11 protein-coding genes are annotated in these 10,679 nt (G+C 61.0%); 10 read left to right on the forward strand and 1 reads right to left on the reverse strand.

Annotated elements, in window-relative coordinates; all coding sequences use genetic code 11:
• Window positions 1–96 precede the first annotated feature (96 nt).
• The 7 genes from N554_RS0123430 to N554_RS0123460 all read left to right on the forward strand — a co-directional run bounded on the left by N554_RS0123430 (window position 97) and on the right by N554_RS0123460 (window position 6,688).
• Window positions 97–285 carry a MotA/TolQ/ExbB proton channel family protein gene (locus tag N554_RS0123430; RefSeq protein WP_029585726.1) on the forward strand — a complete coding sequence of 63 codons (189 nt, stop codon included), beginning with the start codon at window positions 97–99 and terminating at the stop codon, window positions 283–285.
• A 181-nt stretch (window positions 286–466) separates the two neighbouring features.
• Window positions 467–787 carry a C13 family peptidase gene (locus tag N554_RS42230; RefSeq protein WP_245283691.1) on the forward strand — a complete coding sequence of 107 codons (321 nt, stop codon included), beginning with the start codon at window positions 467–469 and terminating at the stop codon, window positions 785–787.
• A 110-nt stretch (window positions 788–897) separates the two neighbouring features.
• Window positions 898–1,779: a nitrilase family protein gene (locus tag N554_RS0123440; RefSeq protein ID WP_156042055.1), complete on the forward strand. Its 882-nt coding sequence runs from the start codon at window positions 898–900 to the stop codon at window positions 1,777–1,779.
• Between the two features lie 185 nt (window positions 1,780–1,964).
• Entirely contained in the window at window positions 1,965–3,869 is a 1,905-nt protein-coding gene (locus N554_RS0123445; RefSeq protein ID WP_051677661.1) for a branched-chain amino acid ABC transporter ATP-binding protein/permease, read from the forward strand.
• Window positions 3,866–4,585: an ABC transporter ATP-binding protein gene (locus tag N554_RS0123450; RefSeq protein WP_036053877.1), complete on the forward strand. Its 720-nt coding sequence runs from the start codon at window positions 3,866–3,868 to the stop codon at window positions 4,583–4,585. Before N554_RS0123445 ends, N554_RS0123450 begins: the two co-directional genes overlap by 4 nt.
• A gap of 62 nt (window positions 4,586–4,647) precedes the next feature.
• A complete protein-coding gene (locus N554_RS0123455) occupies window positions 4,648–5,814 on the forward strand; it encodes a substrate-binding protein (RefSeq protein ID WP_029585730.1) in 1,167 nt (388 codons plus the stop codon).
• 43 nt (window positions 5,815–5,857) lie between these two features.
• A complete protein-coding gene (locus N554_RS0123460) occupies window positions 5,858–6,688 on the forward strand; it encodes a branched-chain amino acid ABC transporter permease (protein ID WP_029585731.1) in 831 nt (276 codons plus the stop codon).
• Between the two features lie 144 nt (window positions 6,689–6,832).
• On the opposite strand, the gene N554_RS38670 is transcribed toward N554_RS0123460, so the two are convergent.
• Window positions 6,833–7,345, reverse strand: a complete 513-nt coding sequence (locus N554_RS38670) for a transposase (RefSeq protein ID WP_245283692.1) — start codon at window positions 7,343–7,345, stop codon at window positions 6,833–6,835.
• Window positions 7,346–8,063: 718 nt separating this feature from the next.
• Between N554_RS38670 and N554_RS0123470 the strand changes: the two genes are divergently transcribed.
• From N554_RS0123470 to N554_RS38675, 3 genes are all read left to right on the forward strand, one after another.
• Window positions 8,064–9,572 carry a helicase HerA domain-containing protein gene (locus N554_RS0123470; protein WP_029585733.1) on the forward strand — a complete coding sequence of 503 codons (1,509 nt, stop codon included), beginning with the start codon at window positions 8,064–8,066 and terminating at the stop codon, window positions 9,570–9,572.
• A gap of 248 nt (window positions 9,573–9,820) precedes the next feature.
• The gene (greA, locus tag N554_RS0123475) at window positions 9,821–10,303 is read left to right on the forward strand and encodes a transcription elongation factor GreA (RefSeq protein WP_029585734.1); all 483 of its coding nucleotides are present in this window, start codon (window positions 9,821–9,823) and stop codon (window positions 10,301–10,303) included.
• Between the two features lie 105 nt (window positions 10,304–10,408).
• On the forward strand, window positions 10,409–10,679 hold a 271-nt coding region (locus N554_RS38675; protein WP_156041971.1), incomplete at its 3' end, for a helix-turn-helix domain-containing protein.

The raw sequence follows: 10,679 nt of genomic DNA on the forward strand, positions 1-10,679 counted from the left end.
AGATAGACGCCGCCGCCCACTATCGCTTCGCCTCACACATTTTTGTAGGCGACGCACTAAGGAAATTATGGAGAGACGGCGTCAGCCATCATCCCCGTGGCCGGTCTGCTGCTTTTGGCTTCCGTGTCACTCTGGTCCGTATTCTTCTCGAAACAGACCGAGATCATGTCCGGCCAGGCGAGGCTTCAGGAGCAGCTGGAGGCGGCGCGATCGCTGCGCCAGAAGCGGCAATATGATGCGTCACTGAAGGCTTACGATCAGGCTGTTGAGTTGCTCGCAAGGTGAGCGTGGCGTCCTTCGGCCTTTCCGGCGATCAATGCGTGTTTAGAAGCGAGGCGACCGGCGCAGCACGGGTGGTAGCGGGCCGTTTCGGGAGCGCCCCGATCAACGTGCAATACAATTCGAAGAAAGGCGGAGGTGCAACGATTGAAGGCCTGGCCATTCCTTGCAAGCGGCGGCCAGCGGGATGGACGCCGACAACGACATTCTGTTTTTGATTCTCACCGCGCACGGCTCCCGCGCCGGCCTTGCAGTCAAAGCGGGGCGGCTTACGCAAACGCTCACGCCGTCTAATCTCGCCTACATGCTGGCGCGGACCGGCATGCGATACAAGGTGGTGGTCATCTCGGCCTGCTATTCCGGGGTCTTTACCGTCATTCCCCGGGCGCGTTCCGACTTGGGACGCTCATCCGGGAGCTCAGGAGATACGTCCTGCGCCGCTTCAAAACGGCACTTCTGCCGGTTTGGCCGCGTCGCGGGCTTGACTCCTCCATCCGAACTCATTTGAATTAAGTTGCCGTCGATGGTGACCGCTGCGCCAGATAAGCCGCGTGTAGCCTCCGGTTCTTCGCTTAAATGGCGGCAGCCCCGGGGGTTTTTGTTTTCTGGGAACGGCCTATGAGCGACACTTCGGGCTCGCAAAGCGAGATTACGATTGCCTGCATTCAAATGGAGCCGATCGTGGGCGCCAAGCAGGCCAACGTCGCCAAAAGCTTGGAATGGATCGGACAGGCGGCACTCGACGGCGCCCGCCTGATCGTGCTCCCGGAGCTCGCCAACTCGGGTTACGTTTTTCGTGACCGGGCCGAAGCTTTCGCGCTCGCCGAGGAAGTGCCCACCGGCGAAACCACTGCCGCCTGGGTCGAGGCAGCCCGCCGCCACGACGTCTATATCGTCGCCGGCATCGCCGAACGAGCTGGGACCACACTCTACAATGCTGCAGTCCTGCTCGGGCCGTCGGGCTACATCGGCACCTTCCGCAAAATGCATCTGTGGGCGGCCGAGAATCTGTTCTTCGAACCAGGTGATCTCGGCTTTCCAGTGTTCAAGACGCCGATCGGCCGCCTCGGCATCGCTATCTGTTACGATAGCTGGTTTCACGAGACTTTTCGGTTGCAAGCGCTCCAGGGCGCAGACATCGTCTGCGTCCCCACCAACTGGGTGCCAATCCCCGGCCAAGAACCTGGCCGACCCGCGATGGCCAACATCCTGCACCAGGCGGCGGCCCACACGAACTCCATGTTCATTGCGTGCGCCGACCGAGTTGGCACGGAACGCGAACAGCTTTTTGAAGGCCAGAGCGTCATCGTGAGCTGCACCGGCTGGTTCGTGGCGGGCCCCGCGAGCCGCGACCGCGAAGAAATCATCTACGGGCGCGTCGATCTGGCGGACGCCCGACGCAAGCGCAACTGGAACGAATTCAATCAAGTTCTGCGGGATCGCCGCACCGACGTCTATGACGAGATGCTCGGGTCGGAGATCAAGCGGGGCTGGTACTGAGCTAGTACTGACCGCTTTTCAACGGATTGAGAACGGCAAACGGGAGTTCAACCATTCGCTCAAAGGGAAGCAAGCCTCTTTTGCCAATTCTCCGATCTCGTTCGGGATCGCGGCTTGCTCATCGTGGCGGTCCGAACGATGGGGGTGGGAAGCGTTGCGTGCCGGGATGGCGGTCAGAGTAGGCTATGGCTCATCATCAGAAGACGGACGTGCTGATGACAGCGAGCAGGACTCTCGCCGAGCAGATCACTTCTTTCTTGAGGCCGGCCGGTAGGTGGCTGACGATCTTCGGCGCCTCCGTCCTGCTTGTTGCCTTCCTCCTGGCGAGCCCGATGGTGCTTGGGGAATACGCGCAACAGATTCTCTCGCAGGCATTTTTCTTCGCGATCGCCGCCATCACGGTCGATCTCCTGTGGGGCTACACTGGTGTCCTGACATTTGGTCAGTCGGCCTTCTTCGGCATCGGGGTCTACACTGTTGCCATTGCCTTGGCGTATTACGTCGACGGGGCGCTCGCCACCGCAGGAATGATTTTCGCTGCCATGGTCGGCGCGGCCTTGGTTGGAGCTGCCGTGGGTTGGCTTTCTTTTTGGGACCGCGCGTCGCCCATCTACGTTGCGATCGTCACGCTCGCACTTCCTGTCGTATTCACGCAGATTATCCTGAGTGGGGGAGCCTACACCGGATCAAGCAGCGGGCTGCCGATTCCAGTGCCGTTCCTCTCCATCACGGAGTGGTACTATATCGCGGGCGGGCTCCTTCTCCTTGTCGCCATAGGCGCGTACGTTTTCGTTTCGAGTGACGCCGGTCGAGTTCTGGTCGCCATTCGCGAGAACGAGGAGCGTTGCCGCTACCTTGGTCTAAATACCTCGCGCCTGAAGATCCGTCTCATGACCGCATGCAGCGCCATCGCGGCCCTAGCCGGCGCTTCCTACGTGCTGTTTAGCAGCGTCGCGGCTCACTCGTATGGGGATTTCGTCTTCGGAACCGAACTTGTCGTTTGGACCGCCTTGGGTGGGCGCGGGACACTTATTGGCCCGATCCTCGGCACGGTGGGGGTCAACTACGTCTCGGCGCTGCTTGGGGGCAACCTGCCATTCATCTGGTTGCTCTTTGTGGGGTTCGCCTTCGTACTGGTCGTTGTGTATCTCCCTCAGGGACTCGTCCCGGCCATTGGCCAAGGCTTGTCAATGTTGGTCCGCCCCATCAGGCAACTGCTCAATCGAGGATGGAATGCGGCGGCCGCTGGCGCGCAGCCAGGAGCATGGGCAGCAGGTGCCGCCGTCGCGCTTTCAAGCGCGGCGGACGCTCTAGGTCAGCGGCGCGGCGTGATTGGCGTGCCGGACGAAGCGCCAGTGCTGGAGCTACACGATGTTGGCATGCAGTATGGAAGCCTCGTGGCGCTCCATGGAGTCTCCCTCAAGGCATACCGCGGCGAGGTTGTGGGGATTATCGGGCCGAATGGGGCCGGAAAGACGACTCTCCTCCGCTGCATCGCTGATGGCCGAGAGCGTTCGACAGGCGAAGTGCTGATAAATGGTCACCGCATCGACCGGCTCCCGCCGCAACGCTGCGTGGCCTTTGGCGTTAGTCGGAAGTTCCAAACTCCCAACGTATTCGATGCGCTGACGGTCCTGGACTGCCTTCGCGTCGCGCGGTCATATCGAAAGCCTACATCCCCTTGGCGACGGTCACGCACGGTCGAGTTACCTGAGCCCGCGCTTGAGGCGGTGGAAGTCTCGGGACTGACGACTATGCTCAACGAGCGGGCGGGCCATCTGTCACATGGCGCAAAGCAGGCGTTAGAGCTCGCTATGGTACTCGCCCAAGAGCCGACCGTGCTGCTCCTCGATGAGCCAACCGCGGGGCTCACACGCGACGAGCGAGCGGCGATCGGGAGCGTGCTGACAGAGCTGGCCCAGAGCCACCGGCTGTGTATTTTGCTCATCGAGCATGACCTCGACTTTGTGCGCGAAATCAGCACGCGACTGGTCGTCCTCCACATGGGAAAAGTTCTGCTCGACGGCCCGCTATCGGAGATTGCCGACTCGGACCTCATCCGGTCGATTTACGTCGGAGGAACCGCATGATCGCACCGGTCGCCCCACGCGGCCTCGCCGTCGGGAGCTTGGAGGGCGGCTACGGCAGCTCTCCGGTGCTCCACGGAGTGACCTTCCACATCGGACCTGGGGAGGTCTTCGGCGTTCTCGGCAAAAACGGCATGGGCAAAACGACTCTGCTGAAGACCATTATGGGGCTGCTGCCCCCTCGGCGCGGCCAAGTCGAATTGCTTGGTGAAAATGTAACCGGCTGGCCGCCATACCAGATCACGAGGCTGGGAGTCAGCTACATCCCCCAGGAAAAACCGATTTTTCAGGATCTCTCGGTGGAGGAGAACCTCAGATTAGCGTTGCGAGAGCCTTCGAGTTTCGACGAGCGATTAACTGCGGTGGCGGCGTGGTTCCCGTTCTTAACTGCGAGACGCCAACAGCGAGCGGGCACGCTTTCCGGTGGCGAGCAGAAGATGCTCCTGATGGCACGAGCGCTGCTGACGCGGCCACGTCTGGTCCTGATCGACGAGATCACCGAAGGCCTTCAACCCGCAGTGATCGCACGTCTTCAGGAGATCCTGGCCGAGGAGCGCCGCGCCCGTGGGACGACCATCGTACTCGTAGAGCAAAATGTCGGGTTTGCTTTGGCGCTGGCCGACCGATACGCGGTCCTGAAGGTTGGAAGGATCGTAGAGACCGGCAATTCGAACGACCACGGGGCGCGGAAAACCATAGAGCGTCACCTTGCGATTTAGCTGAACGAGACTTGCGTCCCGAACGCTGAATCTTTTTGAACTGGAAGAAGGGAGAAAATCCAATGCGCAAGGTTTATGGGATCCAACTACTCCTCTTGATGCTATCGATCCTGGCGGTCGCACCAGTGCGGTCGCAGGAGAAGAAGCCGGTCGTGATTGCCATACCTGTCGGCCTCAGCGGGGTGAACAGCGTTGTCGCGCCGGCAGTCGTGCAGTCGGCCGAGCTGGCGGCCGATGAGCTGAACGCGAAGGGTGGCATTATCGGCCAGCCGGTAAAGGTTGTTCCTCTTGATGACGAGAGCGGGCCGGCCGGCGCAGTCAAGGCATTCAACACGGGCATCCGCCAGGACAAGGCGGATGTCATCATCACCATGGAAACGAGTGCGGCTCGCAATGCTGGCGCGCCCATAGCCGAGCGGGCCAAGGTTCCGTTCATCTACACCTCATTTTACGAGGGCCGGGCGTGCGGCGAATACCTCTTCGTCAATGCCTGGGTCCCTGAGCAGGTCGTGCCTCCACTCATCAAGTTCATGACCGACGAGAAGAACGCCAAACGGTGGTTCGCGGTGGGGAGTGACTATGCGTTCGGGCGCGGAATGATCGAGGCTGCAAAAAACACGATCAAGGACATGGGCGGGACGATTCTCGGCGAAGAATACCAACCACTCCAACAGTCGGACTGGACGGCGATCATTAGCAAGATCCGAGCAGCGAATCCCGACGGCATCATCTACTCCACGTCTGGCGGCGGCCCCAACATTGACTTCCTCAAGCAGCTGAAAGCGGCCGGGCTCACGATGCCGATCGGGAGCCTCTCCATTGATGAGCTAACTGCCGAGGCAGGCGGTAACGCGGCCCAGGGCGTGTACTACACGGGGGATTATTTCACGGGCATCGACAATCCCGAGAACAAACGCTTCCTCGAGGCGATGAAAAAGAAATTCGGAGCCGAGCTGAAGACGCCGAACGCGCTTTCCCAGCAGGAGTACGATGGGGTGCACGCGTATGCGATGGCCGTCGAAAAGGCTGGCACCACAAATGCGGATGCCGTTATCAAGGCCCTGCCCACGGTCGCATTCAAGGGGCCGCGTGGGCCCGTTCAGATGAACAAACAGCACCACGCTCCGCTCCCGATCTACTTGGCCCAAGTCCAAGCCGACGGCAAGACGAAGGTGCTGAAGGACTTTGGGCTGATCGATCCGGGTGACCAGTGCCCGAAGCTGAAGTAACGACCCGCTGATACTACGGGGAAGAGGCAGGAGGCTGATCGCCATGTACACGATCGAACTCTTCGACGTCATCACGACGGCGGGGATCCTGTATATCGTGGCGCTCGGCCTTCTTATCGTCTACGGTGTCCTGAAGATCATCAACCTCGCACACGGCGCTTTTCTCGCGCTTGGCAGCTATGCAGCAGTCATTGCCACTTGGCTTGGCTGGAATCCGTGGAGTGCGTTGGTGATCGCTCTGGCGGGCGGCGTCGCGGTCGGAGCGGTGGCCGAGTGGCGAGTGCTTCGGGGCCTTTACGTCCGGCCGCTCGACACGATCCTCGCGACTTGGGGTCTCAACATCATCATTGTCCAGAGCATTACGGTCTATTTCGGACGCGAGATTCAGTTCGCTGAAAGCGCCATCACACAGGCCGTGAGTGTCGGCGGAGTCACATATTCGCTGTATCGTCTCATCCTGCTCCTCATTGCAGTCGTGCTGGGCGTGCTCGTGTGGCTGGTCATGCGCCGAACCCAGATTGGCATCGTGGCCCAAGCGGTCATCATGAACGAGGAGTTGGCACAGGCGCTCGGCATTAACACCCGGCTTGTCCGCTTTGTTACCTTCTGCCTCGGTGCTGGCTTGGCGAGTCTGGCCGGCGCCCTGATCACGCCACTTGTGAGCGTGCATCCGAACCTTGGCGTGCCCTGGCTCATCAATGCATTCATGTTAGTGCTGGTCGCCGGGGTGTCGCTCGGCAATCTAGCACTCGCTGCTTTGATCCTTGGTGGCGCTCAGGTGCTGGTCAGCTCGTACGGTAATCCCGTGCTCGGAAGCCTCACGATCGTCATCCTGGCCGTGATCATCCTTCGATTCCGTACAATCACGACGTGAGCGGAATGCCCGCACTGGTAACCGCTTAGGCCGGTATGTGATGTGCTTCCAGACTGATGCTCATTCTGCCTATTTCCGCCTAACCGCCCTCGCACAAACAGTGATTCGCGGGGGGGGGGACCGAATGGTGTGTGTACCGAAAACTCAAACCCGGACGTAGTGATGGTGAAGCCCGCCGAGGATCGGGTGTGAACGAATGATTCCGATCTGTTGAATCGGACGAAAAATCGGCGCATCCTTGTGCAACGACCGATGCGTTCTGACGGAGTTGTAGTAAGCAGCATAGGAAATTAGATTCCGGCGCAGATGCACCTCGCCCAGGACAATGATGTGGTCCAGACACTCCCGCCGGTTCGATCCGATCAGCCGTTCGGCAAAGCCATTCTGCCAAGGTGAGGCCGGTGCAATCGGTTTGTCCCGAATACCCATGGCGCGCAATCGGCGTGTGACGACGGCGCCATAGATCCGATCGCGATCACGGATCATGTAACCCGGAGCCCCGTCCCAAGGAAAAGCCTCAGTGATCTGGCGTGCGATCCACTCCGCCGTCGGTTTGGTTGTGACGTTGATCCAGACGAGATCTCTGCGATCAATCCGTACAATCACGAAGCCATACAGCAGGTTGAAGCCAATGGTCGGGACCACGAACAAATCCATGGCGGAAATGTCCGGAGCGTGGTTTCGCAGAAAGGTCCGCCATCCCTGACTTGGAGGTCCACATCGCTTGACCATGTACTTGGCGACGGTTGATTGAGCAACGCTAAACCCAAGCTTGAGCGGTTCGCCGTGGATACGTGGCGCACCCCAAAGGTGGTTCTCCGTGCTCATCCGCCGGATCAACGCGCGGAGCTCCGTGTCGATCTGCGGTCGCCCTCCCAATGGGCGCGACTTCCAACGCCAGTAGCAACGAAAGCCGTGCCAACGCACGAGTGTCTCGGGCCGGATGATCGTGAGGACCTGCAGGATCGACGGAACCCAGCGATACAGCTGCATAAAGAACCAGCGATCATGGTTTGTAAGCCGGACGCGACCCTGCAGCCTGCGCCGTAAGACTCTAAGATAAAGTGTCGCGCCGACCGGTTGAGACCACCGCCAATATCGGCCGTTCGACGAATTGCCATGCGCTTGTCGTCCTTGTCGACACAGGTCGCAGACCGAACGATGTCGATCTGGCCGCGCGCACGCACTCGCCGACAACCTTCGTCCACAACCTCGGCAGCCGCCTTCGGTGCGTGAAGCGTGATAAGGTCGGCATCCATCTTTGCTGATGGCGTTCGACCAGCCGTGGAGAACACGGAGTGGTCGGCCATGGGCGCTCGACGGGCTGCGATCAGGTTGTTAAGCCCGCCTCCGCAGGGAGACTTTGAGTCGAGACATGACCGTTGCGATCGAGATGGGACACACGACGGCAGGCGCCCCGGCGACTCTAGACCTTGAGGAACTGCTGGCGACCCGCCTGCTGGTGCAGGGCAATTCGGGCTCCGGCAAATCCCATCTGCTGCGCCGGCTGCTGGAACAGAGTGCCCCCTGGGTGCAGCAGACCATCATCGACCCCGAAGGCGACTTCGTGGCGCTTACCGACCGTTTCGGCCACCTCCTGATCGATGCCGAGGACCATACCGAGCAGGGACTGCAGGTCGCCGGCGAGCGAGCGCGCATCCATCGCGTCTCCACGGTGCTCAATCTCGAGGGGCTCGACGCCGAGAACCAGATGCGGCGCGCCGCCGCCTTCCTCGGCGGGCTTTTCGAGGTCGCCCGCGACTACTGGTACCCGATGCTGGTGGTGGTAGATGAGGCGCAGCTCTTCGCGCCGGCAGTCGCCGGCGAGGTTTCGGACGAGGCGCGCAAACTCTCGCTCGGCGCCATGACGAACCTGATGTGCCGTGGCCGCAAACGCGGGCTTGCGGGGGTCATCGCCACCCAGCGACTGGCGAAGCTCGCCAAGAACGTCGCGGCCGAGGCGTCCAATTTCCTCATGGGCCGAACCTTTCTGGATATCGACATGGCGCGCGCCGCCGATCTTCTGGGCATGGAGCGGCGAGAGGCAGAGGCCTTCCGGGATCTGGAGCGCGGGCAATTCATGGCGCTGGGACCGGCCCTCTCCCGCCGTCCGCTGGGGCTGCGCATTGGTCGAACGGATACCACGCCGCGCAACGCGACCCCGCGCCTGATGCCTCTGCCGGAAGCGACACTGGACGCACGCGCCATCATCCTGGCAGCGCCGCCGCCCGAGAATAATCGGCCCCAGCGCCGGTCGTCGCCAGACCTCCTCGGCCAGCTCATGGCGGCGAAAACCGCGGCGCTGGAGATCCGTCCCGAAGCGGTGGAGCAGCCACTCAGCGCTGAGGAACTGGCGGAGCGGCGTGAGCGAGTGGACCGTATTCTGCGCGCCGTCATGGCGGAACCCGACGCGGGATTCCGTGCCATCGGCGTCCTCTATCAGGAGTTCGTGGTCCGCTGCCGAATAGAGGGCCTCGGTTCGGCCGTGCCGGACCTGGGTGACTTCCGTCGCATGCTGACGCGCGCCCGCGCCGGGCTCGGCTCCGATATGGCAGAGGATGACGGGTGGCAGGATGTCTCGGTCCGCGCCTCACTTCTGCCGGAGGATATGCAGGGCGTCTTCATGATGATCGCCCGCGCCGCGAAGGAAGGTTGGCCCTGCCCGGGCGATGCAGCGATTGCCCGCGCCTATGGCTCACATTCGTTGCGCCGTGCACGGCGTCTGCTGACCTACATCGAGGAGCAGGCCCTCATCGTTTGCCAGCTTGACGGTGCCGGTCGGCGGATCGTGACGCTCGTCGAACTGGCCTGGGCGACGGCACCGGGCGACCCCAATGCCGAGGAACTGCCGGCGGAGCAAGGCTGCAGCAGTTCGGCTCCATGATGCGACGGTCGAGCGCGCACTCAGAAAATACCACGCATCAAGCCGTGGCTGTCTGCAGCAGAGGACTGCCACAGGGCTTCTGTCGAGTGATACACAAACGAGGTAACTTGATAATGGCTCCCGTCCCGCTCCGCGATATATGATCCGCAAAAGCCGCTGAGCCTTGGGCTACAGTCCCCTTGACGAGTCTGTGCTTTGTCACCGACCATGCATTTCCTAGCATATCTTACTTAAAAGGAGTTCCGAGCTTGAGCGTTGCCTTCACCAAGGAAGACAGTGCCGAAACTGCGTCGGAGACTCTGCTACCCGACCGCCCCGTTTCACCTCATCCGAACCTTGTTACAGAAGCGGGACTAAAGGCTCTGGAATTTCAACTCCAGCTGGCTCGCGAGGCATACGAGACCGCGCAGAAGATCGACGACGTGAATGAACGACGGCGGCAAGCAGCAAACCCCTTGCGTGATGCGCGCTACTTTGCGGCGAGAGTTCGGACGGCTCAGGTCATCAACAATCCTACGTCGACTGACACTGTCGCCTTTGGGAGCACGGTGACCTTCAGGCGAGACGATGGGCGCGTACAGAAATATCGTATCGTGGGAGAGGACGAAGCGGACCCTAAGGCCGGTTCTATTTCCTTCGTATCCCCAGTGGCAAGGTCACTGATGGGCAAGGCTGTTGAGGATGTCGTCGGTACGTCCGGTCAAGAGCTTGAGATCATTGCGATCTCGTAGCACCCCCGCACAAGACGCAGCCGATGTTTGGAATGTCCGCCTTGCGTGGCGGGCTCAATTGGTCAGCGCAACACTCTAATCTTTTAGCAAAGATGGAGTGTGGGCATGAAACAGCGACGTCGCATTTATTACTCGACCGCTCAGCGGTCTGAGATCTGGGATCGCTGGCAGGCCGGCGAGCCGATGAGTTCGATCGGACGCCGATTTGACCGGGAGTCCTCGTCGGTCTTCTCTGTGATCTCGCCAACCGGTGGCATACGTCCTCCGGATCGGCACCGTGCCAAACAGGCGCTCGGCCTTTCTGAACGAGAGGAAATCTCTCGATGGCTCAGCATGCGCTGCTCGTTGCGGTCGATCGCGCGCCACTTGGGACGAT

This window comes from Bradyrhizobium sp. URHD0069 (assembly GCF_000701345.1).
In the GTDB taxonomy this organism is placed as follows: domain Bacteria; phylum Pseudomonadota; class Alphaproteobacteria; order Rhizobiales; family Xanthobacteraceae; genus Bradyrhizobium.